This window comes from Ancylobacter dichloromethanicus (assembly GCF_018390645.1).
Lineage (GTDB): Bacteria > Pseudomonadota > Alphaproteobacteria > Rhizobiales > Xanthobacteraceae > Ancylobacter > Ancylobacter dichloromethanicus.
Map to the genome: position 1 here is coordinate 103,845 of NZ_JAHBGC010000038.1, position 23,535 is coordinate 127,379.

General features: G+C 69.2%; 27 protein-coding genes and 1 other RNA gene. 23 read left to right on the plus strand and 5 right to left on the minus strand.

Annotated elements, in window-relative coordinates:
- The first annotated feature begins 4 nt into the window (after positions 1 to 4).
- Complete coding sequence (locus KHC23_RS16780; protein ID WP_213373905.1) at positions 5 to 502, plus strand: GNAT family N-acetyltransferase; 498 nt, start codon at positions 5 to 7, stop codon at positions 500 to 502.
- A 19-nt stretch (positions 503 to 521) separates the two neighbouring features.
- Here the strand turns inward: KHC23_RS16780 and KHC23_RS16785 are convergent, their stop codons facing one another.
- Positions 522 to 2,378 (minus strand): ABC transporter transmembrane domain-containing protein, encoded by a 1,857-nt coding sequence (locus tag KHC23_RS16785; RefSeq protein WP_213373907.1) that lies wholly within the window; start codon positions 2,376 to 2,378, stop codon positions 522 to 524.
- Positions 2,379 to 2,479: 101 nt separating this feature from the next.
- On the opposite strand from KHC23_RS16785, the gene rpmE reads away from it, so the two are divergent.
- Positions 2,480 to 2,704 carry a 50S ribosomal protein L31 gene (rpmE, locus tag KHC23_RS16790; protein WP_091441615.1) on the plus strand — a complete coding sequence of 75 codons (225 nt, stop codon included), beginning with the start codon at positions 2,480 to 2,482 and terminating at the stop codon, positions 2,702 to 2,704.
- A gap of 126 nt (positions 2,705 to 2,830) precedes the next feature.
- Here the strand turns inward: rpmE and KHC23_RS16795 are convergent, their stop codons facing one another.
- Both KHC23_RS16795 and KHC23_RS16800 read right to left on the minus strand, forming a co-directional pair.
- On the minus strand, positions 2,831 to 3,391 hold the full coding sequence (locus KHC23_RS16795) for a DUF1465 family protein (protein WP_213373909.1): 561 nt from the start codon (positions 3,389 to 3,391) through the stop codon (positions 2,831 to 2,833).
- A 271-nt stretch (positions 3,392 to 3,662) separates the two neighbouring features.
- Positions 3,663 to 3,869: a DUF1192 domain-containing protein gene (locus tag KHC23_RS16800; protein ID WP_213373911.1), complete on the minus strand. Its 207-nt coding sequence runs from the start codon at positions 3,867 to 3,869 to the stop codon at positions 3,663 to 3,665.
- Between the two features lie 135 nt (positions 3,870 to 4,004).
- Here KHC23_RS16800 and KHC23_RS16805 point away from each other — a divergent pair, with 135 nt between their 5' ends.
- From KHC23_RS16805 to KHC23_RS16830, 6 genes are all read left to right on the plus strand, one after another.
- Positions 4,005 to 5,006 (plus strand): NAD(P)H-quinone oxidoreductase, encoded by a 1,002-nt coding sequence (locus KHC23_RS16805; RefSeq protein WP_213373913.1) that lies wholly within the window; start codon positions 4,005 to 4,007, stop codon positions 5,004 to 5,006.
- A 278-nt stretch (positions 5,007 to 5,284) separates the two neighbouring features.
- Positions 5,285 to 5,440: non-coding RNA, 6S RNA (gene ssrS, locus KHC23_RS16810), on the plus strand.
- A gap of 11 nt (positions 5,441 to 5,451) precedes the next feature.
- Positions 5,452 to 6,057 carry a 5-formyltetrahydrofolate cyclo-ligase gene (locus tag KHC23_RS16815; RefSeq protein WP_213373914.1) on the plus strand — a complete coding sequence of 202 codons (606 nt, stop codon included), beginning with the start codon at positions 5,452 to 5,454 and terminating at the stop codon, positions 6,055 to 6,057.
- A gap of 3 nt (positions 6,058 to 6,060) precedes the next feature.
- Positions 6,061 to 6,876, plus strand: a complete 816-nt coding sequence (locus tag KHC23_RS16820; protein WP_213373916.1) for a TIGR00282 family metallophosphoesterase — start codon at positions 6,061 to 6,063, stop codon at positions 6,874 to 6,876.
- Positions 6,877 to 6,931: 55 nt separating this feature from the next.
- Entirely contained in the window at positions 6,932 to 7,732 is an 801-nt protein-coding gene (locus KHC23_RS16825; RefSeq protein WP_213373918.1) for an FkbM family methyltransferase, read from the plus strand.
- Between the two features lie 139 nt (positions 7,733 to 7,871).
- On the plus strand, positions 7,872 to 8,618 hold the full coding sequence (locus KHC23_RS16830) for a YebC/PmpR family DNA-binding transcriptional regulator (RefSeq protein WP_213373920.1): 747 nt from the start codon (positions 7,872 to 7,874) through the stop codon (positions 8,616 to 8,618).
- A 22-nt stretch (positions 8,619 to 8,640) separates the two neighbouring features.
- Here the strand turns inward: KHC23_RS16830 and KHC23_RS16835 are convergent, their stop codons facing one another.
- Positions 8,641 to 9,387, minus strand: a complete 747-nt coding sequence (locus tag KHC23_RS16835) for a sulfite exporter TauE/SafE family protein (protein WP_213373922.1) — start codon at positions 9,385 to 9,387, stop codon at positions 8,641 to 8,643.
- A gap of 242 nt (positions 9,388 to 9,629) precedes the next feature.
- On the opposite strand from KHC23_RS16835, the gene KHC23_RS16840 reads away from it, so the two are divergent.
- A complete protein-coding gene (locus KHC23_RS16840) occupies positions 9,630 to 10,559 on the plus strand; it encodes a DMT family transporter (RefSeq protein WP_213373924.1) in 930 nt (309 codons plus the stop codon).
- A 36-nt stretch (positions 10,560 to 10,595) separates the two neighbouring features.
- On the opposite strand, the gene KHC23_RS16845 is transcribed toward KHC23_RS16840, so the two are convergent.
- On the minus strand, positions 10,596 to 11,495 hold the full coding sequence (locus KHC23_RS16845) for a LysR family transcriptional regulator (RefSeq protein ID WP_213373926.1): 900 nt from the start codon (positions 11,493 to 11,495) through the stop codon (positions 10,596 to 10,598).
- 142 nt (positions 11,496 to 11,637) lie between these two features.
- On the opposite strand from KHC23_RS16845, the gene KHC23_RS16850 reads away from it, so the two are divergent.
- The 14 genes from KHC23_RS16850 (at position 11,638) to tilS (ending at position 23,504) form a co-directional block, all read left to right on the plus strand.
- Complete coding sequence (locus KHC23_RS16850) at positions 11,638 to 12,642, plus strand: aldo/keto reductase (RefSeq protein WP_213373928.1); 1,005 nt, start codon at positions 11,638 to 11,640, stop codon at positions 12,640 to 12,642.
- Between the two features lie 129 nt (positions 12,643 to 12,771).
- Positions 12,772 to 13,311 carry a crossover junction endodeoxyribonuclease RuvC gene (gene ruvC / locus KHC23_RS16855; protein WP_213373930.1) on the plus strand — a complete coding sequence of 180 codons (540 nt, stop codon included), beginning with the start codon at positions 12,772 to 12,774 and terminating at the stop codon, positions 13,309 to 13,311.
- Complete coding sequence (ruvA, locus tag KHC23_RS16860) at positions 13,308 to 13,925, plus strand: Holliday junction branch migration protein RuvA (protein WP_213373932.1); 618 nt, start codon at positions 13,308 to 13,310, stop codon at positions 13,923 to 13,925. The genes ruvC and ruvA overlap by 4 nt, the downstream gene beginning before the upstream one ends.
- Entirely contained in the window at positions 13,922 to 14,959 is a 1,038-nt protein-coding gene (gene ruvB, locus KHC23_RS16865) for a Holliday junction branch migration DNA helicase RuvB (protein ID WP_213373935.1), read from the plus strand. The genes ruvA and ruvB overlap by 4 nt, the downstream gene beginning before the upstream one ends.
- A gap of 57 nt (positions 14,960 to 15,016) precedes the next feature.
- Entirely contained in the window at positions 15,017 to 15,652 is a 636-nt protein-coding gene (locus KHC23_RS16870) for a TetR/AcrR family transcriptional regulator (protein WP_213373937.1), read from the plus strand.
- Between the two features lie 151 nt (positions 15,653 to 15,803).
- A complete protein-coding gene (locus KHC23_RS16875) occupies positions 15,804 to 16,220 on the plus strand; it encodes a DUF2852 domain-containing protein (protein WP_213373939.1) in 417 nt (138 codons plus the stop codon).
- Positions 16,221 to 16,307: 87 nt separating this feature from the next.
- On the plus strand, positions 16,308 to 16,832 hold the full coding sequence (ybgC, locus tag KHC23_RS16880; RefSeq protein WP_213373941.1) for a tol-pal system-associated acyl-CoA thioesterase: 525 nt from the start codon (positions 16,308 to 16,310) through the stop codon (positions 16,830 to 16,832).
- A gap of 251 nt (positions 16,833 to 17,083) precedes the next feature.
- The gene (gene tolQ, locus KHC23_RS16885) at positions 17,084 to 17,932 is read left to right on the plus strand and encodes a protein TolQ (protein WP_246544695.1); all 849 of its coding nucleotides are present in this window, start codon (positions 17,084 to 17,086) and stop codon (positions 17,930 to 17,932) included.
- A gap of 4 nt (positions 17,933 to 17,936) precedes the next feature.
- Positions 17,937 to 18,392 (plus strand): protein TolR, encoded by a 456-nt coding sequence (gene tolR, locus KHC23_RS16890; protein ID WP_213373943.1) that lies wholly within the window; start codon positions 17,937 to 17,939, stop codon positions 18,390 to 18,392.
- 3 nt (positions 18,393 to 18,395) lie between these two features.
- Positions 18,396 to 19,373: a cell envelope biogenesis protein TolA gene (locus KHC23_RS16895; protein WP_213373945.1), complete on the plus strand. Its 978-nt coding sequence runs from the start codon at positions 18,396 to 18,398 to the stop codon at positions 19,371 to 19,373.
- 90 nt (positions 19,374 to 19,463) lie between these two features.
- Positions 19,464 to 20,771, plus strand: a complete 1,308-nt coding sequence (gene tolB / locus KHC23_RS16900) for a Tol-Pal system beta propeller repeat protein TolB (RefSeq protein WP_373878498.1) — start codon at positions 19,464 to 19,466, stop codon at positions 20,769 to 20,771.
- Between the two features lie 155 nt (positions 20,772 to 20,926).
- Complete coding sequence (pal, locus tag KHC23_RS16905; RefSeq protein WP_213373949.1) at positions 20,927 to 21,421, plus strand: peptidoglycan-associated lipoprotein Pal; 495 nt, start codon at positions 20,927 to 20,929, stop codon at positions 21,419 to 21,421.
- 186 nt (positions 21,422 to 21,607) lie between these two features.
- Positions 21,608 to 22,474: a tol-pal system protein YbgF gene (ybgF, locus tag KHC23_RS16910; RefSeq protein WP_246544696.1), complete on the plus strand. Its 867-nt coding sequence runs from the start codon at positions 21,608 to 21,610 to the stop codon at positions 22,472 to 22,474.
- Positions 22,449 to 23,504 carry a tRNA lysidine(34) synthetase TilS gene (tilS, locus tag KHC23_RS16915; RefSeq protein ID WP_213373951.1) on the plus strand — a complete coding sequence of 352 codons (1,056 nt, stop codon included), beginning with the start codon at positions 22,449 to 22,451 and terminating at the stop codon, positions 23,502 to 23,504. The genes ybgF and tilS overlap by 26 nt, the downstream gene beginning before the upstream one ends.
- The last annotated feature ends 31 nt before the right edge of the window (positions 23,505 to 23,535 follow it).

Genomic DNA, 23,535 nt, shown 5'->3' on the forward strand with positions numbered 1-23,535 from the left:
GGCGATGAGCGAGCCGCGCGCCACCGTGCTGACCGGTTTCGACTGGAGCCGCATGCCGGACATGACCGACCTGTGGGTTGAAGCCTGGCAGGAGGCGCTGCCGGAGATCGATTTCGAGGCGCGCCGCGGCTGGCTGTGCCACCGCATCGGTTCGCTGATCGAGGAGGGCGCCGCTATCGATCTCGCGCTGGCGGAAGGGCAGGACGGCGCGCCGGGGGAACTGCTCGGCTTCGTCTGCGTGCACCCGCGCACCGGCTATGTCGACCAGTTGGTCGTGCATCCCGACCATTGGGGGGCGGGGGTGGCGAGCCGGCTGGTCGCCGCCGCCGTCGCCCGCTCGCCGCGTCATCTCGTGCTCGACGTCAACGAGCAGAACGAGCGTGCCGTGCGTTTCTACGAGAAGGCCGGCTTCGCGGTGGTGGGCCACGGCGTCAACCCGACCTCCGGCCGCCCGACGCTCCGCATGGAACGCAGGGGCGGACCCCCGCGGGCGAAGGCCTGACCTTCAGGCCATCCGGCCCCTACTTGCCGGCGCCCGCCTCGCCGAACTGCAGCGCCGCGAGCCGGGCATAGAGGCCGCCCCGTCCGACCAGGCTGGCATGGGTGCCCTCCTCGACGATGCGCCCGCCCTCCATCACCAGGATGCGGTCGGCGGAGAGCACCGTCGCCAGGCGATGGGCGATGACCAGCGTCGTGCGGCCTTGCATCGAGAGATCGAGCGCCTGCTGCACCAGCGTCTCGCTCTCCGCGTCCAGCGCCGAGGTGGCCTCGTCCAGCAGCAGGATCGGCGCCCGCCGCAGGATGGCGCGGGCGATGGCGAGGCGCTGGCGCTGGCCGCCGGAAAGCGTCACCCCGCGCTCGCCCACCGGCGTCTCCCAGCCTTCGGGAAGACGGGCCACGAACTCGTCGGCGCGGGCCAGCCGGCCGGCCTCCTCCACCTCGGCGTCGGTGGCGTCGGGCCGGCCGAGGCGGATGTTCTCGCGGATCGAGGTGGCGAAGATGGCGACGTCCTGCGGCACCAGCGCGATGCGCGCGCGCACCGCCTCGGGATCGGCCTCGGCGATGTCGACGCCGTCCACCGTCACCCGGCCGGCGACCGGATCGTAGAAGCGCAGCAGCAATTGGAACAGCGTGCTCTTGCCGGCCCCCGAGGGGCCGACCACGGCGACCCGCTCGCCCGGCTTCACCGAAAAGCTGACCCCGGCCAGCGCCGGCAGGTCCGGCCGGGCGGGATAGGCGAAGAAGACCTCGTCGAAGGCGACGGCGCCGCGCGCCGGCTCGGGCAGGGCCACGGGCCGGGCGGGAGGCGCCACTTTCGGCTTCTCGTCGAGCAGTTCGGCGATACGCTCGGTGGCGCCGGCGGCCTGCGAAATCTCGCCCCACACCTCGCCGAGCTGGCCGAGCCCGCTCGCCGCCAGCACCGCGTAGAGCACGAACTGGCCGAGCGTGCCGGCGGTCATCGAGCCGGCGAGCACGGCGTTGGCGCCGGCCCAGAGAATGCCGACCACGCTGGCGAAGACCAGGAAGATGCCGACGCCGGTGAGCCAGGAGCGCGCCCGCACGGCATTGCGCGCCGCCTCGAAAGCGTGCTCCACCTCGCCGCCGAACAGGCGGGAGGCGGCGGCCTCGGCGGTGTTGGCCTGCAGGCTGCGCACCGAGCCGATGGCCTCGGCGGCATAGGCGGAGGCTTCGGCCAGCGTGTCCTGCGCGCCGCGCGAGCGCTTGCGCACGCCGCGCCCGGCGCCGAGCAGCACCGCGACGATGACCGGGATGGCGACCAGCAGGGTGGCGGCCAGCCAGGGGCTGGTGACCACCATCATCACCGTCGCGCCGAAGAACAGCACGATGTTGCGCAGCGCGATGGAGGCGGAGGCGCCGACCGCCGACTTGATCTGGGTGGTGTCGGCGGTGAGGCGCGAGATCAGCTCGCCCGACTTGGCACCGTCATAGAAGGCGCCGTCGAGGGTGAGCAGGTGGGTGAAGACCTGCGCGCGCAGATCCGCCACGATGCGCTCGCCCAGCGTCATGACCAGGTAGTAGCGCGCCGCCGACGCCAGCGAGAGCACCGCCACCACGCCGATCATCACCGCGAAATAGCGGTCGATGAAGCCGGCATGGCTTTCGTCAAAGCCGAAATCGATCATGCGCCGCACCGCGATCGGCACCACCAGCGTGGCGATGGCGGCCACCACCAGCGCCGCCACGGCGGCCAGCGCCCGGCCGCGATAGCGCTGCAGATGCGGCCAGAGCGCCATCAGCGGGCGCAGCCGCGGGCGCCGCGCGGCGGGCTTCTCCGGCGCACGCGCCGGGGGCGGCGTCGCGGAAGCGGCGGTGGATGCGGTGGCGGAAGGTGTGGAGGCGGCTTGTGTCACAGGCATGTCTCGGTTATAGAGCCGCTCGGATTTCCGGCAGGATCGTTTTGTAGATCGCCGCGTGGTTCCCGCGAGGGGCCGGCCTGCGGCGGCTGAGGATGCTACCCATGAAGAGCGACATCCATCCCGACTACCACTTCGTCAAGGTGGTGATGACGGACGGCACCGAGTACACGACCCGGACGACTTGGGGCAAGGAGGGCGACGTCCTCCAGCTCGATATCGATTCGACCTCGCACCCGGCCTGGACCGGCGGCTCCGGGCAGCTGCTCGACCGCGCCGGCCGCGTGTCCAAGTTCCAGAAGAAGTTCGCGGGCTTCCTCAAGGCCTGATCGGCCGGGGAGCGGCGGCCCCAGGGCGCCTTCGCGACACATCGATATCAACCCTCGCGCCGGGTACGCCCCCGCGCGAGGGTTTTCGTTTGCCCGGCGTTCCGGTGATCGCATGCGCGGCGTCGCTCAGCGGTGCTCGAAGGCGCGCCGCAGGCGGCCGATCTGGCCGGCGACGGCATTCGGTCGCAGGCCGGCGTTTTCCACCGGCGATGGCCCGGCGAGGGCGCTCTCCAGCCGCACGATCTGCCGCTGCAGCTCGAAACCGCGCAGGACCAGCCGCGCCAGCGGCGGCGGCAGCAGCGCCTCCTGGTCGACATCGCGCGGGGCGCCCTTGAGGTCGATCCTGGCGGATTCCCGTGCCGCGGTCTCGCGGCTCATCTCGCCTTCGGCGACGGCGCGGCACAGCAGCAGCCAGGACGCGAGCTGCATCAGGCGGGTGGAGTGGCGCATGCTCTGCTGCACATAGGCCGCCGCCGCGCCCCGGGGGAGCGCGCGGCTGGCTTCGCGCCCTTCGCCGTCGAGATAGGCGGCGGTGTCGTCGACGAGCTGCATGCCGTCCGCGAACAGCACGAGGAAGGCGGGCGAGGCGAGGCGCCGTTCGGCGAAGCGGATCATCTCGGCGCCGGGCGCCGGGCCCGCCTGTTCGGAGGTGCCGTTCTCGTCCGAATCTTCCCGGATGCTGCCCATCGCCCCGACATTCCTGAACGGCGCGTCCGCGCGCCTGCCGCCCCAGTCTGTCGCGCAGCGCCGGCGCGCTGTCCAGTCGCCCGGGCCGGATTCGGCCTCAGCGCGTTTCGGCTTGGGATAGCGGGGATGAAAAAAGAGCCGCCCGGGGGCGGCTCGCTAAGTGGTAGACAGGGATGCGTCAAACAGAGTGGACAGAGGCCACTCGCGGTCAAAACTGGACCGTCGCGAGTAATAGGTTGGAAAGCTTAATATCGTGTTAAGTCGTCGCTTCTCAACGCTTGAAGAAGTTTTCGGCGGCGGAGCGCGAGGCACGCTTGGCCTCCAGCGCGCGCGTCAGCCGCTCGATCTCGGCGGAAAGCTGGGCGATGCGCTCCTCTATCTCGGCCTCGGAGAGGGCGGAAATGTCGCTGCCGACAGTGTGACCCGCCGGCCTCAGCACCGGTGTCGCCAGGGGGAAGAGGTCGTCGTCGATCGCCATCGCTCTGCTCCTTCTCGTCGCCTGCACGCCGGCTGAGCTTACCCGTCCGGGCCCGCGGTTGCCAGCGATGGCGCCTTGACCTAGGACGGAAGACGATTTCGACCGCGAAGCCGACGACAGCACGAGGAAAACGCCGTGACCGAGCTGCCCGCCACCATGACCGCCATCGGCCTGCCCACGCCCGGCGGGCCGGAAGCCCTGGTTCCCGAGCCGCGGCCGGTGCCCTCGCCCGGCGCCGGCGAGATCCTCGTCAAGGTCGCGGCTGCCGGCGTCAATCGGCCGGACGTGATGCAGCGCAATGGGCTGTATCCGCCGCCGCCCGGCGCCTCGGACATTCCCGGCCTCGAAATCTCCGGCGAGGTGGTGGCGCTCGGCGAGGGCGTGACCCGCTGGAAGCTGGGCGACAAGGTGTGTGCGCTGGTTTCCGGCGGCGGCTATGCGCAGTATTGCCTGGCCGACGAGGGCTCCGCGCTGCCTGTGCCGGCCGGCCTCTCCATGGTCGAGGCGGCGGCGCTGCCCGAGACCTTCTTCACCGTCTGGACCAACGTGTTCGACCTCGCCGGGCTGAAGGCGGGCGAGCGTTTCCTCGTGCATGGCGGCACCTCCGGCATCGGCACCACGGCGATCCAGCTCGCCAAGGCCTTCGGCGCCACGGTGTTCACCACCGCCGGCAGCGCCGAGAAATGCGCGGTCTGCCGCCAACTCGGCGCCGATGTCGCCATCGATTACAAGAGCGAGGACTTCGTCGCGGTGGTGAAGGAGCAATCCGGCGGCAAGGGCGTCAATGTCATCCTCGACATGGTGGGCGGCTCCTATATCGCCCGCAATTACGAGGCCGCCGCGCCGCAGGCCCGGCTGGTGCAGATCGCCTTCATGGAAGGCTCCAAGGTGCAGATCGACTTCATGCGGCTGATGCTCAAGCGGCTGTCGCATATGGGCTCGACCCTGCGCTCGCGGCCCAAGTCGGAGAAGGCGGCGATTGCCGCGTCGCTGGTCGAGAAGGTGTGGCCGCTGATCGAGGCCGGCACCGTGAAGCCGGTGCTCGACCAGACCTTCCCGCTGGAGAAGGCGAGCGAGGCCCATGCCCGCATGGAGACCAGCGCCCATATCGGCAAGATCATGCTCAAGGTGGGGTGAGGCCGGTGTCGCTCGGCTGGGTCCGGGCTCTGCGCCCCGCGCCGTTTGTCCGGGAAGCGGTGCGATCGTGTCCCGGCCCAGCGAAGGCGCAGCCGGAGCGCAGAGCCGGGACCTAGCGATGACTCTTCGGCAGTCCCCCCTTGCGCGGGCCGGAATAACGACCCCGGCGGGATTTCCCCCGGGCCGCCGCAGCGCCCCGTCACTCCCCTCACCGAAAGCTGTTCGCACCCGCGCAACTGCCTCTGGCAATTTGCCCGGTGGCGTCCTAGATTTATCGGGCGGGGCTGCGCGGTTCGTCAGGAGCATATATTTCCGGGGCCTTATCGATCTCAAAGGGAGCTGTCCCTGACCTTGCCCCTGGGCTTGGACACACGGCGCCCACCTACGTTGTAGGTTCCCGGGATCGAGCCTCCAACGGCCATCGCGGCTCCGCACTCATCGCATCATGCCCCATTTGACCGACGCCCAACTCGACAAGGCAAGCCTTCGCTCCATCGCCCTCGCCCGGCGGGCGGCGCTGGATGCGCCCGCGCGCGCCGCAGCGGCGGAACGTGCGGCGATCCATGCCCTGCAATGGCTGGGCGCGGTCAGGGGCGAGGTGGTGTCCGTGTTCGCGCCGATCGGCGGCGAAATCGCCACCGATCCCTTGGTGGAGCGCCTGCGCGCGGCCGGTGCCGGCGTGGCGCTGCCGATCGTGCTGCAGGCCGGCAAGCCGCTGCTGTTCCGGCTGTGGGAGCCGGGCGAGGAACTGACAGCTTCCGCCGGGCCGGGCCGCTTCTCCATTCCCGCCCCACCCGAGACGGCGCCTGCCGTTTCGCCGGATGTGCTGGTGGTGCCGCTCGCCGCCTTCGACGCGCGCGGCAACCGGCTGGGCTATGGCGCGGGGTTCTATGACCGCACGCTCGCTTTGCTGCGGCGCGCCAAGCGCATCGAGGCGCTGGGCTACGCTTTCGCGGTGCAGCAGCTTGCCGCCGTGCCCGCCGAGCCGCACGATGAGCGGCTCGACGCCATCGCCACGGATGCCGGCATCGTCTGCCCGGCCGAGGATTGACGCATGCGCCTTCTGTTTCTCGGCGACGTGGTGGGGCGCGCCGGCCGCCAGATCGTGCTGGAGCAACTCGCGCGCCTGCGCCGCGACTGGGCGCTCGATTTCGTGGTGGTGAACGGCGAGAACGCCGCCGGCGGCTTCGGCATCACCGAGGCGATCTATGAGGAATTCCTGGAGGCGGGCGCCGATGCGGTAACGCTCGGCAACCATGCCTTCGACCAGCGCGAGGCGCTGGTGTTCATCGAGCGGGCGCCACGGCTGATCCGCCCCGCCAATTTCCCTCAGGGCACACCGGGCCGCGGGGCCGCGCTGATCGAGGCGCAGAGTGGCGCGCAGGTACTGGTGGTCAACATGATGGGGCGGGTGTTCATGGACCCGCTGGACGACCCGTTCGCCAGCATCGACCGCGAACTCGACGCTGCCCCGCTGGGGCTGGTGGCGGATGCCACGATCGTCGATTTCCACGCCGAGACCACCAGCGAGAAGCAGGCTTTCGGCCATTGGTGCGACGGGCGGGCGAGCCTCGTGGTCGGCACCCACACCCATGTGCCGACCGCCGACCACCGCATCCTGCCGGGCGGCACGGCGTACATGACCGATGTCGGCATGTGTGGCTGCTATGACGGCGTGATCGGCATGGACAAGGAAGAGCCGCTGCGGCGCTTCACCCGCAAGATCGGCTCGGCGCGCTTCGAGCCCGTGGCGGGGCCGGGGACGCTGTCGGGTCTCGCGGTGGAAACGGACAGCGCCGGGCGGGCGGTGGCGGTGGCGCCGGTGCGGATCGGTGGCAGCCTGAGCGAGGCGCTGCCGTCATTTTGGTAGTATATGTATTGATTAGATCAGAGGGCGTGCATCTGTTTTTTTGCTGGAGGCTTATATGAGCGTGGCGGATATCATCAGGAACGATGGATTTATCGGGTTCATTTACAAAGCTCAGCGTAAGATCAGAAGGGTGTCCCTACGCGGCGCGCATAAAATACTCAAAAGCAAGGCAGTTCGTTCCGATTATGGGGTTCTTCTGGCACCGAATTGGGATGACGTTACATTTCGGATGTGCCTCTACAAAGAATATGGAACATTTTTTTCAGACTATCTTCGAGGTCTTGACTACAAGTTTACCTTTATCGACATCGGTGCCAATCAGGGGCTGTATTCCCTCATCGCCGCGCAAAATCCGCTCTGCGAGCAGGCTATCAGCTTCGAGCCCGTCGGTAAGACGTTTCAGCTCCTCACCTCCAACATCGCCGCCAACGGATTGGCCGACAAGATTGTCGCGCTGAATTGCGGCCTGTCGTCCGAAGATGCGCGTGTGAAAATTCAGCTGAAGCCCGGTCACAGCGGTGCGGCGTCCCTGCACCACACATTCGGCGACGGCGAGGGCGCCGAGGAGATCCGGCTGTCCACCGCCGCCATACTCGAGCCCTATCTTGCCTCGGGGCTGCCGCTGGTGGTGAAGATCGACACCGAGGGCCACGAGGATGTGGTGATCGCGGAATTGGCGAAGAGCCGTTTTGCCGATCGGGTGCGGTCTGTGTTCTACGAGGTCGATACCGCCTGGGTGGACCCGGAGACTCTCAAGGTCCGCCTTCGCGGCATGGGCCTGTCGCATTTCGAACAGATCGGCGGCGGCACGCATTACGATGTGCTGGCCGACCGGTCGTCCGGGCCGGCGGCCTGAGTGCCCCCCGCAGCATGACGGCGACGCGCTCCCCGCTTTACGCGCGCCCGCCCTCTCGCCTATAAGCCGCGCACCCTTTTGTTTCAGGTATTCGGACAGGGTTGGCCTCAGGCCCGCCCGGTGTGACGTGGAGGCGGCCATGGCGGGTCATTCGCAATTCAAGAACATCATGCACCGCAAGGGCAAGCAGGACGCGGTGCGTTCCAAGCTGTTCTCCAAGCTGGCGCGCGAAGTCACTGTCGCCGCCAAGCTCGGCATGCCCGACCCGGCGCTGAACCCGCGCCTGCGTGCGGCCGTGCTCGCCGCCCGGGCGGAAAACATGCCCAAGGACAATATCGACCGCGCCATCAAGAAGGCGCTGGGCGGTGACGCGGAGAACTATGACGAGATCCGCTATGAGGGCTACGGCCCCGGCGGCGTCGCCGTCATCGTCGAGGCGCTGACCGACAACCGCAACCGCACCGCTTCGGAAGTGCGTTCCAACTTCACCAAGTCCGGCGGCGCGCTGGCCGAGACCGGCGCCGTCTCCTTCATGTTCGACCGCATCGGCACGGTCGAGTTCGACGCCGCCAAGGCCTCGGCCGACGACATGCTGGAGGCTGCCATCGAGGCCGGTGCGGACGACGTGACCTCGGATGAGCATGGCCACGAGATCGTCTGTTCGGTGGAGAACCTGCACGAGGTCGCCCGCGCGCTGGAAGCGAAGTTCGGCGAGCCGCGCAAGTCCGGCCTGGTCTGGCGCCCGCAGAACACGGTGGCGGTGGACGACGAGGTGGCGGAGAAGCTGATCCGCCTCGTCGACAACCTCAACGACAATGACGACGTGCAGAACGTCTATGCCAATTTCGAGCTGTCCGACGCCTTCATGGCGAAGATGAGCGACTGAGCGCACCTCCCGGCCGGCGGCGTCAGCGGCCCAGCAGCAGGTCGAACAGCGGCAGGCTGAGCACGGCGGCGGCCGCGATCACCCAATAGGCGGCGACCCGGTAGTGCCGGTCCGAGGCGCCGCGGAAGGCCCGCGCGCCGGCATAGAGCCCCAGCGCATAGGCCGGGCCGAGCAGCAGGGCGAGGCGGCCGACCTCCGCGGTCAACATGCCGCTGAAGGCGTAGGCGGTGCCGCTGGCCAGCGTCACCAGCGCGAAAAAGCCGAACAGGTTGGCCCGCACCAGCGCGGAGGGCTGGCCGCTGCCGAGCCAGTAGGCCACCACCGCCGGGCCCGACATCTGCGCCGCGCCGCCGCAGAAGCCGGCGACAGCGCCGACGGCCAGCGTCGTCGGCAGCCTGTGCCGGCCGGTGTGGCGCCAGCCGGAGGCCAGCAGCGCCAGCAGGCCGAGGCCGAGCAGCGCCAGCCCCCAGCGCAGCACCAGCGGGTCGGTGCGCCCCAGCACCCACACCCCGGCAGGCACCGCGACCACCGCGCCGACCGCCAGCGGGGCGACCTGCCGCCACACGCAGGCGCGCAGCGCCGGGATGACGAAAGGCAGCGTCAGCAGCGTGTCGATGACGAGAAGCGAAGGTGCCGCCACGCGTGGGCCATAGGCGGCGCTGACCAGCGGCACGAAGATCAGCGCGCCGCCGAAGCCCGAAAAGCCGCGCGTGACGCCGGCCACCAGCGCGGTAAGGAACGCCCAGACGAGGGCCGGATCGACTGTCATGGAATGAACCGGGGAAGGCCGCACGCCGCCGGGGCCTGCACCGGCAGACCTAGCCCCGCCCTTGAAGGCCGTCAACACGGCTGGCGATGGATGGGCCCGATCCATCGATTTTGGCGAACGTGGCTATTCGCAAAACGCGTTTGCACAAAGAGGTCGCGCACGCCACATTCGCCTCAACTCCCTGCCTGGCGCCGCGCCGGGCGCCACCCTTTTGCGCCGCTGCGGTGGCGGGACCTTGGATCATGGACAAGTCCGTCTCAGCGGCCGCGCTCGGCGGCATCGCCGGTCCTTCGCTTACCGACCGCCTCGTCGGTGCCGGCTGCGCCCTGCTCGCGGTCGCGATCTGGGGCGGCTGGATCGTCTCGACGCGGCACGCCGTGCACGGCCACCTGCCGCCGATGACGGTCGGCTGGCTGCGTTTCGTCGTTCCGGCGGTGGTGCTGGCGCCGGCATGGATACGAATCGGCCTGTGGCCCAGGCGGAACTTCGTGCCCTTCCTGCTCTGTTTTTTCGGCGCTGGCGTGTTCTTCTTCCTTGATGTGGCGAATGCGATGCGTTTCGTCCCGGCGGCGGATGTGGGGCCGCTTCTGCCGGGCACCATGCCGCTGATCGTTGCCGCCATCTCGGTGCTGGTGTTCCGCGAGCGGCTGGGCACGGCGCGGGCGATCGGCTTTTCGGCGATCGCCCTCGGCGTGGTGACGCTGGGAAGCCGTGGGCTGCTCTATCCCGAGGATGGAGCCTGGCGCGGGCACGGGCTGCTGCTGATCGGCGCGTGCATGTGGTCCTGCTACACGCTCGCCTTCCGTCGGACCGGCATGAAGGCAACCGAGACGGTCGGGCTGGTGGGCCTGTGGTCCACCGCGGTGCTCACGCCCTATGGCCTGCCCGGCGTGGTGGACGCGGTGGCGAACGGCTATGGCCGCGAAGTGCTGATCCAGCTTTTGGTTCAGGGGGTGCTTTCCGGTGTCGTCGCACTGGTGGCTTTCGGCGTCGCGATCGAGCGGCTTGGCTCGTCGCGCGCCGCCGCCTTCACCGGGCTGGTGCCGGCGCTGGCGGCGTTGATCGCCGTGCCGGTGCTCGGCGAGCACCCCGACACCGCCGCCATCGTGGGCGTCGTGGCGACCGGAATCGGCGTGACGCTGGCGAGTGGCGCTCTCGGCGGGCGGCGGTAGAACCCGCGCCGGACCGGGGGAAGCGACAGGTTCGACTCAGGCGCCGGCCTTGTGGCGCGCCCGCACGAAATCGACAAAGGCCCGCAGCGCGGCGGGCATGTGCCGGCGGCTCGGGTAGTAGAGGAACGCTCCCTCGAAGGGTGGGCACCAGTCCTCCAGCAGCAAGACGAGGTCGCCGCTGGCCACCAGCGGGGCCGCGAAGCTGGTGAAATTCATCACGATGCCGATGCCGTCGACCGCGGCGGCGAGTTGCACATCCGGGCTGTTGCTGATCAGCGGGCCGCGCGGCTGGATCTTGAGCGCGTGCCCGTCCCTCTCGAATTCCCAGGGCAGCACCGCGCCGCTGGCGAAGCGGTGGCAGATACAGCGGTGGTGCAGCAGGTCCTCCGGCGCCGCCGGCGCCCCGTGGCGGGCGAGATAGGCGGGAGCGGCGTAGACGCCGTAGCGCTGCGGCGGGCCGAGCGGCACCGCGATCATGTCCTGCGCCAGGCTCTCGCCATAGCGCGCGCCGGCGTCGAAGCCGGCCTCGACCACGTCCACCAGCCGCTCGTCCTGGTGGACCTCGACCGTCAGCCCCGGATAGGCGGCGAGAAATTCCGCCAGCATCGGCGCCAGCACCAGCCGGGCGACGGGGGCGGGAACGTTGAGCCGCAGCGTGCCGGTGGGGGTGTCGCGGAACCGGTTGACCTCGTCGAGCGCCTCGCCGAGTTCCGCCAGCATCGGGGTCAGGCGTTCCAGCAGGCGGGCGCCGGGTTCGGTGAGCGTGACGCTGCGTGTGGTGCGGTTCAGCAGCCTCACGCCGAGTTGCGTCTCCAGCCGCCGCACCGCCTCGCTCAGAGTCGAGGCCGAGACGCCCCTCTCCAGCGCGGCGCGGCGGAAACTGCGATGGCGTGCCACGCCGACGAAGGAATCGAGCAGGGAGAGATCAGTCGACATTGTACGCAATTCCGAACGGCCTATTCAGGTCCGTCTATATTATCGAACGCTGAACCCTGCGTCATATGTGCGCCACCCCACCGGCGATGCCGGCTGGCGCAAAGAAGACCGGCGATGCCGGCAGACGCAATGGAGAACAGCCATGACGCTTTCACGCAGCCGGCTCGGCACCGCCGGCCCGGAGGTTTCCGCCCTCGGCCTCGGCGCCATGGGCATGTCCGGCGTGTACGGCCCCTCGGACCGCGAGGAGAGCCTCGCCACGCTCCATGCCGCGCTCGACGCCGGCATGACGCTGATCGACACCGGCGATTTCTACGGCATGGGCCACAATGAGATGCTGATCGGCGAGGCGCTGCGCGGCGTGCCGCGCGAGGCCTACCAGCTCAGCGTCAAGTTCGGCGCCCTGCGCGACCCGGCCGGCGGCTGGAGCGGCTATGACCTGCGCCCGGCGAGTATCCGCAACATGCTGGCGCAGTCGCTGCAGAAGCTGCGGGTCGATGTCATCGATATCTACCGTCCCTCGCGCCTGCCGCCCGGCACCGATGTGGAGGAGGTGATCGGCACCCTCGCCGACATGGTCAAGGCCGGCTACATCCGCCATATCGGGCTTTCGGAAGTGGGCGTCGATACTATCCGCCGGGCGGTGGCCGTCCATCCGGTGAGCGACCTGCAGATCGAATACTCGCTCATCTCGCGCGGCGTCGAGGACGAGATACTCCCCGCGCTGCGCGAACTCGGCATCGGCGTCACGGCCTATGGGGTGCTCTCGCGCGGCCTGATCAGCGGCCATTGGAGCGGCACCCGGGGCCAGGGCGACTTCCGCAGCCTGGGCCCGCGCTTCCAGGACGGCAATGTCGACGCCAATCTCGCGCTGGTGGAGGCGCTGCGGCAGGTGGCGGCCGGGCGCGGCATCACGGTGGCGCAGGCCGCCATCGCCTGGGTGGCGGCGCAGGGCGCGGATATCGTGCCGCTGGTGGGCGCGCGCCGCCGCGACCGGCTCGCCGAGGCGCTGGGCGCGGCGCAGGTGCGCCTGGCCCATGACGACCTCGCCGCCATCGAGGCGGCGGTGCCGAAAGGCGCGGCGGCGGGCGAACGCTACCCGTCCTTCGCCATGCACGATCTCGACAGCGAACGCACGTCCGCCTGACGGGCGAGGGCGCCGGCCGCCCGGCGCGTAGACGCTTCGTTCACCATGATCGGCGTCCCGGCCCGGCCGGGGCGCCGTGTCGCGCGTGGCCCCTAGGCGTTCGTCCTTTGTTCGGGTACGCCCTAGGGGATGGCGCCGTCTCCGATTCGCATCCTCGGGCTCGATCCGGGCCTCCGCCGTACCGGCTGGGGGGTGATCGAGGCTGCCGGCACGCGGCTCGCGTTCATTGCCTGCGGCACGGTGATGCCGCCGGAGGAGGGCGGGCTCGCCGAGCGCCTGGCCTGCCTGCACACCGAGCTGATGCAGGTGCTGCGCACCTACGCCCCGGACGAGGCGGCGGTGGAGGAGACCTTCGTCAACGTCAACCCGGCCTCGACGCTCAAGCTCGGCCAGGCGCGCGGCGTGGTGATGCTGACCCCGGCGCTGGCGGGGGTGCCGGTTTCCGAATATGCCGCGCTGCTGGTCAAGAAGACCGTGGTCGGCGCCGGCCGGGCCGAGAAGGCGCAGATCCGCCTGATGATGAAGATTCTGCTTCCGCAGGCCGATTTCCGGACCGACGACGCCGCCGACGCGCTTGCGGTTGCCGTCACCCATGCGCAGCATCGGGGCATGGCGGCGATGAAGGCGCAGATGGCGGCGCGGGTGGCGACAAAGGTGGCGGCGCGATGATCGGCAAGCTGAAGGGCCTCGTCGACTCCTATGGCGACGACCATGTGATCCTCGACGTGCAGGGGGTCGGCTATCTCGTGCACTGCTCGGCACGCACGCTGCAGGCGCTGCCGGGCGCGGGCGAGGTGGCGGTGCTGTTCATCGAGACCCTCGTGCGCGAGGACATGATCCGGCTCTACGGTTTCGCCTCGCCGGCGGAGAAAAGCTGGTTCCTGCTGCTGCAGAACGTGCAGGGGGTCGGCTCCAAGGTCGCGCTGAACGTGCTCTCGACGCTCTCTCCCTCCGAACTCGCCAATGCGGTGGCGCTGGGTGACCGGGCGATGGTGGCGCGGGCCAATGGCGTCGGGCCGAAGGTGGCCGCGCGCATCGTCGCCGAACTGAAGGACAAGGCGCCCGGCTTTTCCAGCGTCGACCCGGCGGTGGCCGGCCTCGCGGCGCAGATCGAGGACCGGCAGGCCCCCGGCCCGGTGGCGGACGCGGTCTCGGCGCTGGTCAATCTCGGCTATGCGCAGATCCAGGCCAGCGCCGCGGTGGCGGCGGCGTTCCGCGAGGCGGGTGAGGAGGCCGATACCGCCCGGCTGATCCGCCTCGGCCTGAAGGAACTGGCGAGGTGAGCGAGACCCGCCTCATCGCTCCCGACAAGCGCGAGGAAGACCTCGCGGAGGCCTCGCTGCGCCCGCAGAACCTCGCCGAATTTGTCGGGCAGGAGCAGGCGCGGGCCAATCTCGACATCTTCATCAAGGCGGCCAAGGCGCGTGGCGAGGCGCTGGACCATGTGCTGTTCGTCGGCCCGCCGGGGCTCGGCAAGACCACGCTGGCGCAGATCGTGGCGCGCGAACTGGGCGTCGGCTTCCGCTCCACCTCCGGCCCGGTGATCGCCAAGGCGGGCGACCTCGCGGCGCTGCTGACCAATCTCGAAGAGCGCGACGTGCTGTTCATCGACGAGATTCACCGGCTCAACCCGGCGGTGGAGGAAATCCTCTACCCGGCGATGGAGGATTACGAACTCGACCTGATCATCGGCGAGGGGCCGGCGGCGCGCTCGGTGAAGATTTCGCTGTCGAAGTTCACCCTTGTCGGCGCGACCACGCGATCGGGACTGCTGACCACGCCGCTGCGCGACCGTTTCGGCATCCCGATCCGGCTGAATTTCTACACGGTGGAGGAACTGGAACTGGTGGTGACGCGCGGGGCGCGGGTGATGGGCATCCCCATCGCCCGGGACGGGGCCCGCGAGATCGCCCGCCGGGCACGGGGCACGCCGCGCATTGCCGGCCGGCTGCTGCGCCGGGTGCGCGACTTCACGCTGGTGGCGGGCAAGGAGATCATCGACCGCGCCGCCGCCGACCATGCGCTGCTGGCGCTGGAAGTGGACGGGCTGGGCCTCGACCAGATGGACCGGCGCTATCTCAGCGTGGTCGCGCATAATTATGGCGGCGGCCCGGTGGGGGTGGAGACCATCGCCGCCGCGCTGTCCGAGCCGCGCGACGCCATCGAGGAAATCATCGAGCCCTATCTGGTGCAGCAGGGCTTTCTCCAACGCACCCCGCGCGGGCGGGTGCTGACCGCGCACGCCTTCAAGCATCTCGGCCTCGCCGCGCCGACCAGCGTCAACCAGATGCCGCTGTTCGACGAGGGCGGGGAGTGAGCCCGTGCGTGCCGCGGCCATCGACGCGGCCCCCGGCGTGATGTAAGTCCCCTTCACATGAGCTGGTCCCGGAACGGCGGAGAATCGCGCGGCTATCATCACGGCAACCTGCGGGAAGCCCTGATGAAGGCGGCGCTCGAACTGATCGCGGAGAAGGGCACTGCCGGAGCCACCTTCGCCGAGGCGGCGCGCCGCGCCGGCGTCTCGCCCGCCGCGCCCTACCGGCATTTCCGCGACCGTGACGAATTGCTGGCGGCGGTGGCGGCGGACAGCTTCGAGCGCTTCGCCAAGGCGCTGGAGACCGGCTGGAACGAGGGCCGGCCGACCCCCGCGGAAGCCTATGAGAGGCTCGGTCGCGCCTATCTCGCCTTCGCCCGCCAGCACCCGGCGGACTATGTCGCCATGTTCGAATCCGGGCTGCGCAGCGAGGCCTTTCCCGCGCTCGACCAGGCCAGCCAGCGCGCCTTCGGCGTGCTGCGCGAGGCGGCGGATGCGCTGGTTGCCTCGATGCCGGCCGCGGCGCGTCCGCCGGCGCTGATGGTGGCGCTGCATACCTGGGCGCTGGCGCATGGCGTGGCCTCGCTGTTCGGCCGCGCCGATGGCGCCCGCCGCAAGCTGCCGATGGAGCCGGACGATCTGCTTGAGGCCGCCTTCCTGGTCTATCTCAAGGGCCTTGGCGCCCCCGCCAGCTGAGGCGCCGCCGCGCTCGCACCCCCGCCTTTCGATTTTCATGCGGAGATTCTTGACAAGGCGCAGGGCTGTGCCTACCTATGTAAATGTGATTAACATTAACCCGAGCGGCCACGTGACCGGTCGCGACGGTCTACCCAGGAGCGGTACGCCCATGGAGCTCGCACAGAAGCTCGACGCATATGGCAAGCCGGCCTGGATCGCGCTCACGGTACTGGGCTTCATGGCCTGGTGGCCTCTGGGTCTTGCGGTCCTGGCCTTCACGATAGGGAGTGGACGGATGTTTTGTGGTGGCAGGCGCGGCTTCGGCCGCTGGCAGAACGAGGGCGCCGAGGCGGTCCGCAATTTCGGCAGCCGGTTCGGCGGCGGTTTCCCCTCCAGCGGCAACCGCGCCTTCGACGAATACCGTCAGGAGACGCTGCGCCGGCTCGAAGACGAGCAGAAGGATTTCCGCTCCTTCCTCGACCGGCTGCGGCAGGCCAAGGACAAGGCAGAGTTCGACCAGTTCATGGCCGACCGCCGCAACCGCCCGGCCGAACCTTCGGCGCCGGTGGGCGAGGGGCAGGGCTGAGGCTCGGCTCATCGATTAAAGGGCCGCGCTCCTCACCCGAGGGGCGCGGTTCTTTTTTTCCGCCGCGCCCTCGGCTATGAGGGCGGCATGAACGAGCGCTCCGATCCCCTTTCCCCCCAGCCTTTCTCGCCCGAAGCCCTCCGGGCCGACCCGTTCCTGCATCTGGCGGGAAAGCTGGTGCCGGGCGGGCATGTGCTCCCCGTTCGGGTCTATTATGAGGACACGGATTTCTCCGGCATCGTCTACCACGCCAACTACCTGAAATTCATGGAGCGCGCCCGTTCCGATCATCTGCGCCTGGTCGGCGTGGTGCAGGGCGAGCTTTTCGGCGAGGCTCTGGCCGAGGCGCCGGGCTTCGCCTTCGTGGTGCGCTCGATGGAACTGCAATTCGTCCGCCCGGCCCGTATCGACGACGTGCTGGAAGTGCACACCAGCCCGATCGAGGTCGCCGGTGCCTCCATCACCCTGTCGCAGAAGGTGAAGCGCGGCGAGGACCTCATCGTCGAGGGCAAGGTGAAGGTCGCCTTCGTCGCCCAGGGCCGCGCCCGCCGCATTCCCGACGCGCTGCGTGCCGCGATGAAGGCGGCGCTGGAGGAGGCGCCGCAGCCCTGATGGCGCGGTGGAGGTGCCGAGGCACCCTTATTCCTGTTGCGATGCGGCAACGCTAACCCGGCATTAACCCTAATGCGCTGTTGTAGGGCGCGGCTGCGCGAGCGGTCCGGCGTCGATCGCCCAAGTTTGGACAGACTCGGTCGGTTGATGGCGGACGCGTCCCCTTCGACAGCCAAGCAGGGCATTCGCTGCTGACGGCAGCTGATGCACGGCGGCGGTGCGACCCCTAGTGATCTGGCAGGAATGGCCTAATGACGCTGAAGAAGCTTCTACTCGCGGTGATGCTGCTGCTGGCGGCACCGGCGTCGTTCGCTCTCGCCCAGAACGCGCCGGCGCCGGTGACCGGCGCGCCGACGGCGCAGGTCGAAGGCCAGGCGGTGGCCGCGCCCAATGGCGCGATCGCCGCGCCCGCAGGCGCCGGCTTGGGCAGCGCCGACCTGTCGCTGATCGGTCTTTTCCTTCAGGCACACTTCATCGTGAAGCTGGTGATGGCCGGTCTCGTGCTGGCCTCGGTCTGGGTGTGGGCGATCATCATCGACAAGACCATCCTGTTCACCCGCATGAAGCGGCAAATGGATCGCTTCGAGACCACCTTCTGGTCCGGGCAGAGCCTGGAGGAACTGTACCGCTCGCTGTCGTCGCGGCAGAATCACGCCATGGCGGCGATCTTCGTGGCGGCAATGCGCGAGTGGAAACGCTCCTATGAAGGGGGCGCGCGCTCGCTTGCCGGCCTGACCCAGCGGCTGGACAAGGTGATGAACGTCACCATCGCCCGCGAGGTGGAGCGGCTGGAGAACCGGCTGTTGGTGCTGGCCACGGTGGGTTCGGCCGGCCCGTTCATCGGCCTGTTCGGCACGGTATGGGGCATCATGACCAGCTTCCAGTCGATCGCGGCGTCGAAGAACACCAGCCTCGCGGTGGTGGCACCGGGCATCGCGGAAGCCCTTTTCGCGACGGCAATCGGCCTCATCGCCGCCATTCCCGCGACGATTTTCTATAACAAGTTCGTTTCGCAGGTGAACCGGCAGGCGGCGCGGCTGGAAGGCTTCGCCGACGAGTTCTCCGCCATCTTGTCGCGCCAGATCGACGAACGGGGCTGATCGAATGGGCATGTCCGCAGGAGGAGCGGGAGGCGGCTGGCACTCGCGGCGTTCGCGCCGGCGCGCGGGTGGCGTCGTCATGTCCGAGATCAACGTCACGCCGATGGTCGACGTGATGCTGGTGCTGCTCATCATCTTCATGGTCGCCGCGCCCATGCTCACCATGGGCGTGCCGCTCGACCTGCCGCAGACCGAAGCCAAGGCGGTGCCGCAGGAGAACGAGCCGCTGGTCATCAACATCACCAAGGACGGCAAGATCTTCCTGCAGGAAACCGAGATTCCGGTCGACGAGCTGGTGCCGAAGCTGCAGGCGATCGGCAAGGCCGGCTATGAGGAGCGCATCTTCGTGCGCGCCGACAAGAGCCTCGACTATGGTTCGGTGATGCGGGTAATGGGCCGCCTGTCCGGCGCCGGCTTCAAGCGCGTGGCGCTTGTCTCCGAAGTCGAGCAGGGGGGCTGAGGCATGCGCGCGGGCTTGCTTTCCTCGGCGGCGCTTCACGTCGGCATCATCGGCTTCATGGCGGTCTCCTTCGCGTCTCCCTCGCCCTATGAGGTGACACCGCCCGAATCCATGCCGATCGACATCATTTCGGACGCCGAAATGTCCAAGATGATGGCCGGCAAGAAGGACGCCCCGAAGGAGAACCCCAAGCCTGTCGCCGAGAAGGTCGACGCGCCCAAGCAGGCCGAGAATCTCGAATCCAAGGTGTCCGAGAAGCCCGAGGTGAAGGCCGCCAACGAGCCTTCCGCCCCGCCGCCCCCGCCTGCGCCGCCCGAGGCGAAGCCGGCCGAGCCCAAGCCCCCGGCCGCGCAGGCCGAGGCCAAGCCGGCCACGCCCCCGCCGCCGGACGCCGAGGCGCTCGCCGCCAAGCCGCCGGAGCCGCCGAAGGAGCCGCCCAAGCCGCAGGAGGCCGCGCAGGCCGCCCCGCCGCCGCCCGCGCCGCCGAAGAAGCCGAAGAACATTCCGCCCAAGGTGGTGCAGGAGCCGGCCCCCGAGCGCGACTTCAACCCGAACCAGATCGCCGCCCTGCTGAACAAGCAGGACCCGCGCCGCATGGCCGCGCTGGGCGACACGATCAACAACACCGCCTCGCTCGGCGCCTCCGCCGGCACCTCGACGTCGCTGTCGCAGACCGAAATCGACGCGCTGCGGGCCTATATCAGCCGCTTCTGGAAGCTGCCGGCAGGGGCGGTCAACGCCGATCAGGTGACGGTGGTGTTCAAGATCGTGCTGAGCCCGGATCGCAAGATGGTAGGCGCGCCGCACCTCGTCGAGGTGCAGGGCGCGGGCAATGCCTATGCGCCGGTGGTGCGCGAGACCGCCCAGCGGGCGCTGTACGAGATCGCCAACCAGTCCAATCCGTTCCCGATGCTGCGCGCCGACCGTTACGATACCTGGCGCGAGCTCGAGCTGGGCTTCAACCCGGCCATGCTTAATTGATGATTGTTCTTTTCCGAGGTACCCACAATGTCGCGGCGTTTTTCCCTTGAAGCCAACGGCCTCGTCGGCCGCCGGTCGGTCCTTGTCGGCATGGCGGCGCTCGGCGGTGCGGGGCTGGGCGGCGCGGCGCTCGCGCCGGGCCTGGCGCAGGCCGCGGTACGCCTCGACATCACCTCGGGCACGGTGCAGCCGCTGCCCATCGCCATCACCGATTTCGTCGGCGGCAGCAGCCCGCAGGACATCGAGGCCGGCAAGGGGGTGACGCAGATCATCTCCGCCGATCTGCGCCGCTCCGGCCTGTTCGCCCCCATCGACCCGGCCGCCTTCGTCGAGAAGATCGCCAATCCGGACGCCTCGCCGCGCTTCCAGGACTGGCGCGTCATCAACGCCCAGGCGCTGGTCACCGGCCGTATCACCCGCCAGCCGGACGGCCGGGTGAAGGCCGAGTTCCGGCTGTGGGACGTGTTCGCCGGCCAGCAACTGATCGGCCAGCAATATTTCACCCAGCCGGAGAACTGGCGCCGGGTGGCGCACATCATCGCCGACGCGATCTATGAGCGCCTGACCGGCGAGAAGGGCTATTTCGACACCCGCATCGTCTTCGTCGACGAGAGCGGGCCGAAGGAGAAGCGAATCAAGCGCCTCGCCATCATGGATCAGGACGGCGCCAACGTGACCTATCTCACGCGCGGCGACGACCTGGTGCTGACCCCGCGCTTCTCGCCGACCAGCCAGGAAATCACCTATATGAGCTATGGCCAGGGCGAGCCGCGGGTCTATCTGCTCAACATCGAGAACGGCCAGCGCGAGGTGGTCGGCAATTTTCCCAATATGAGCTTCTCGCCGCGCTTCGCCCCGGACGGGCAGCGGGTGATTCTGAGCCTGCAGCAGGGGGCGGATTCGAATATCTTCGTGATGGACCTGCGCTCCAAGGCGACCACGAGGCTGACCGACACGCCGGCGATCGACACCGCCCCGTGCTATTCGCCGGACGGTTCGCAGATCTGCTTCGAGAGCGACCGCGGCGGCGGCTCGCAGATCTACATCATGAACCCCGACGGCTCGAACCAGCACCGCATCTCGTTCGGCGACGGGCGCTATTCGACGCCGGTCTGGTCGCCGCGCGGCGACGTGATCGCCTTCACCAAGCAGGCGCAGGGGCGCTTCGCCATCGGCCTGATGCGGCCGGACGGGTCGGGCGAGCGCATCCTGACCGAGGGCTACCACAATGAAGGGCCCACCTTCGCGCCGAACGGGCGTGTGATCATGTTCTTCCGCGATGCCGGCGGCAGCGGCGGCCCGCAGCTCTATACGGTCGACATCACCGGCTACAACGAGCAGCGTGTGCCTACGCCGAGCTATGCCTCCGACCCCGCCTGGTCGCCATTGCGTTCCTGAACGGGTTCTGTCAGGGAACGATTAACCATAAGCGGTGGTTTACGGCATGGTCGCGAAATCGACGCAATTCGGCAAGGTTCCGTAAAGCACGACGGAACATTGATGGACGCCAGAAGCCAGTCGGCAGATCAGTCCGGAATTCAGGAGTCAGCGGTATGATCGGTATGTTGCGCCATCTCGGCGGCGCGCGCGTCGCCTTCATCATCGGTTTCGCGATGCTCGCGGCCGCCTGTGCCAAGAACCCGATGGACGGCGCCGGCGCGGCGCTGGGCTCGGCGCCTCCCGGCAGCCCGCAGGAGTTCATCGTCTCGGTCGGCGACCGCGTGTTCTTCGAGAGCGACCAGACCAGCCTGTCGCCGCAGGCGCAGGCGACGCTCGACAAGCAGGCGCAGTGGCTCAACCACTACGCCAAGTACAGTTTCACCATCGAGGGCCACGCCGATGAGCGCGGCACCCGCGAATACAATATCGCGCTCGGCGCCCGGCGCGCCCAGAGCGTGCGCGACTATCTGGTCCAGCGCGGTGTCGCGGCAAACCGCATGCGCACCATCTCCTACGGCAAGGAGCGCCCGGTCGCGGTCTGCAACGACATCTCGTGCTGGTCGCAGAACCGCCGCGCCGTCACCGTGCTGAACGCCACCGGCACCTGAGCGCCGCGTCAGCCGGACTTTTCCAACCCGGCCCGCTCCGCGGGCCGGGTTTTCATTTGGGGCGCCGATGATGTCGCCGCCCTTTGACCGCGGGGTCAAACTTTGGACGTGATCCGCCCGGTATGCTCAAATGGAGTACGCGCGGCGCTCGCTGCCGCATCGCTGATCCCGTTCCAGTGCATGGCCATGATGACCGTTCGCTTGCCTCGACCCGCCGCCTTCGTGCTTTTCGCCGCTCTCGCCGCGCCCTTCGTCCCATTGGAGACGGCACAGGCGCAGGCGGACAACAATTTCTTCGGCAACCTATTCAAGCCGCCAGGGCAGGTGCGCTCGGGCAACCAGCCGGAGCAGGCCGGCGAGAGTGACAGCCTGGTCACCCGGATCGACCGGCTGGAGAACCAGTTCCGCCAGATGACCGGGCAGATCGAGGAACTGCAGTATCGCAACCAGCAGCTTGAGCAGCAGGTGCGACTGCTGCAGGGCGGCACCGGCGCGGCGCCGGCGGGCGAGCCCGGCCGCCGTTCCGACGTGTTCGATCCCTCCGCGCAGGCGGGCGCTCCCGGCGCGCCGCGTCCGCTCGGCACCACGCCCCCTTCCGGGCCGGGGGGCGTGCCGATGGACCTTGGCGCCCTGTCGGGTTCGGTGGCGGGCGCCCCGGCGGCGGCGGCGAGCACGCCGAAGGACATGTTCGATCTCGGCTTCGGCGCCCTGCAGCGGCAGGATTATACGCTGGCGGGCCAGACCTTCGAGCAGTTCGTGAAGCTCTACCCCACCGACCGCGCCGCGCCGGACGCCTATTACTGGCTCGGCGAGAGCCAGTACCTGCGCAAATCCTACAAGGAGGCGGCGCAGAATTTCCTCAAGGTCTCGACCGACTTTCCCAATGCGGTGAAGGCGCCGGACGCGTTGCTGCGGCTCGGCCAGTCGCTGGCCGCCATTGGCGAGAAGGATGCGGCGTGCGCCACCCTCAATGCGGTCGGCAACAAATACCCGCGTGCCTCCGCCACCATCAAGCAGGGGGTGGCGCGTGAGCAGAAGCGCGCCGGCTGCTGAGGCTGCGACGCATGGCCGCTCCACCGGCCCGTCCGGCGCTGAACTCGCGACGCTTTTCGCGCCCTTCGCCGCCCATGGCCGGGTGCTGCTGGCCGTTTCCGGCGGACCGGATTCGACCGCGCTGATGCTGCTCGCGCAGCGCTGGCAGGCGCTGTGCGGCGGACGGACGGAGCTTCACGTCGCCACCGTCGATCATGGGCTGAGGGCGGAATCGCGTGCCGAGGCGCAGGCGATTCGTGTTCTCGCGCAAGGGCTTGGCCTGCCGCACGCGATTCTCGACCTGCCGGCGAAGCTGCCGGGCACGCGGCTGCAGGAGGCGGCGCGGCATGCGCGCTACGAGGCGCTGGCGGCCCACGCCGATGCGATCGGCGCCGGTGCCCTCGCCACCGCCCACACCCGCGACGACCAGGCGGAAACCGTGCTGTTCCGGCTGATGCGCGGCTCCGGCCTTGGCGGGCTGGCGGGCATTCCGGCGGCGCGTCCGCTGGGTTCGCTCGCCCTTCTGCGCCCGCTGCTCGGCCTGCCCAAGGCCGAACTGGTCGCGCTGTGCCGCACGGCCGGTATCGGCTTCGTGGTGGACCCCTCGAACAGCGACCCGCGCTTTGCCCGCGCACGACTGCGGGAACTGCTGCCATCTCTAGCTGCAGAAGGGCTCGATGCTGCAGCGTTGACGCGCCTCGCCCGCCGCATGGCGCGCGCCGAGGCGGCGCTGGAGGCGTCGGCCGATGCCGCCGCCGCGACGCTGTGGACGACCGAGGGAGGCACCGGCGGACCGATTCGCCTCGCCCGCGCCGGTCTTGCCGCGCTGCCGGAGGAGATCGTCCTGCGCCTTGTCGGGAGGGCGATTGCCGCGAGAGGCGAGGGGCCGGTGGAACTCGCCAAGCTGGAAGCGCTGGCCGGCTGGATCGCCGGTCTCGGCGCGGCCGAACATGGCGCGCGCACGCTTGCCGGGGCGCTGGTGCGGGTGAACCGCCACGCCGTCACCATCGGTCCGGCGCCACGGCGCCGGCCGGTCCGGGACGTCCGCTGACGCCGAATTGCGCGGATGGCCGCAAACGCCT

Bases quoted from the DNA above. Each gene is read 5' to 3' on its own strand.
- KHC23_RS16780 (WP_213373905.1), top strand. From the start codon at position 5: ATGAGCGAGCCGCGCGCCACCGTGCTGACCGGTTTCGACTGGAGCCGC.
- KHC23_RS16785 (WP_213373907.1), bottom strand. From the start codon at position 2,378: ATGCCTGTGACACAAGCCGCCTCCACACCTTCCGCCACCGCATCCACC.
- rpmE (WP_091441615.1), top strand. From the start codon at position 2,480: ATGAAGAGCGACATCCATCCCGACTACCACTTCGTCAAGGTGGTGATG.
- KHC23_RS16795 (WP_213373909.1), bottom strand. From the start codon at position 3,391: ATGGGCAGCATCCGGGAAGATTCGGACGAGAACGGCACCTCCGAACAG.
- KHC23_RS16800 (WP_213373911.1), bottom strand. From the start codon at position 3,869: ATGGCGATCGACGACGACCTCTTCCCCCTGGCGACACCGGTGCTGAGG.
- KHC23_RS16815 (WP_213373914.1), top strand. From the start codon at position 5,452: ATGCCCCATTTGACCGACGCCCAACTCGACAAGGCAAGCCTTCGCTCC.
- KHC23_RS16820 (WP_213373916.1), top strand. From the start codon at position 6,061: ATGCGCCTTCTGTTTCTCGGCGACGTGGTGGGGCGCGCCGGCCGCCAG.
- KHC23_RS16825 (WP_213373918.1), top strand. From the start codon at position 6,932: ATGAGCGTGGCGGATATCATCAGGAACGATGGATTTATCGGGTTCATT.
- KHC23_RS16830 (WP_213373920.1), top strand. From the start codon at position 7,872: ATGGCGGGTCATTCGCAATTCAAGAACATCATGCACCGCAAGGGCAAG.
- KHC23_RS16835 (WP_213373922.1), bottom strand. From the start codon at position 9,387: ATGACAGTCGATCCGGCCCTCGTCTGGGCGTTCCTTACCGCGCTGGTG.
- KHC23_RS16840 (WP_213373924.1), top strand. From the start codon at position 9,630: ATGGACAAGTCCGTCTCAGCGGCCGCGCTCGGCGGCATCGCCGGTCCT.
- KHC23_RS16845 (WP_213373926.1), bottom strand. From the start codon at position 11,495: ATGTCGACTGATCTCTCCCTGCTCGATTCCTTCGTCGGCGTGGCACGC.
- KHC23_RS16850 (WP_213373928.1), top strand. From the start codon at position 11,638: ATGACGCTTTCACGCAGCCGGCTCGGCACCGCCGGCCCGGAGGTTTCC.
- ruvC (WP_213373930.1), top strand. From the start codon at position 12,772: ATGGCGCCGTCTCCGATTCGCATCCTCGGGCTCGATCCGGGCCTCCGC.
- ruvA (WP_213373932.1), top strand. From the start codon at position 13,308: ATGATCGGCAAGCTGAAGGGCCTCGTCGACTCCTATGGCGACGACCAT.
- KHC23_RS16870 (WP_213373937.1), top strand. From the start codon at position 15,017: ATGAGCTGGTCCCGGAACGGCGGAGAATCGCGCGGCTATCATCACGGC.
- KHC23_RS16875 (WP_213373939.1), top strand. From the start codon at position 15,804: ATGGAGCTCGCACAGAAGCTCGACGCATATGGCAAGCCGGCCTGGATC.
- ybgC (WP_213373941.1), top strand. From the start codon at position 16,308: ATGAACGAGCGCTCCGATCCCCTTTCCCCCCAGCCTTTCTCGCCCGAA.
- tolQ (WP_246544695.1), top strand. From the start codon at position 17,084: ATGACGCTGAAGAAGCTTCTACTCGCGGTGATGCTGCTGCTGGCGGCA.
- tolR (WP_213373943.1), top strand. From the start codon at position 17,937: ATGGGCATGTCCGCAGGAGGAGCGGGAGGCGGCTGGCACTCGCGGCGT.
- KHC23_RS16895 (WP_213373945.1), top strand. From the start codon at position 18,396: ATGCGCGCGGGCTTGCTTTCCTCGGCGGCGCTTCACGTCGGCATCATC.
- tolB (WP_373878498.1), top strand. From the start codon at position 19,464: ATGGCGGCGCTCGGCGGTGCGGGGCTGGGCGGCGCGGCGCTCGCGCCG.
- pal (WP_213373949.1), top strand. From the start codon at position 20,927: ATGATCGGTATGTTGCGCCATCTCGGCGGCGCGCGCGTCGCCTTCATC.
- ybgF (WP_246544696.1), top strand. From the start codon at position 21,608: ATGATGACCGTTCGCTTGCCTCGACCCGCCGCCTTCGTGCTTTTCGCC.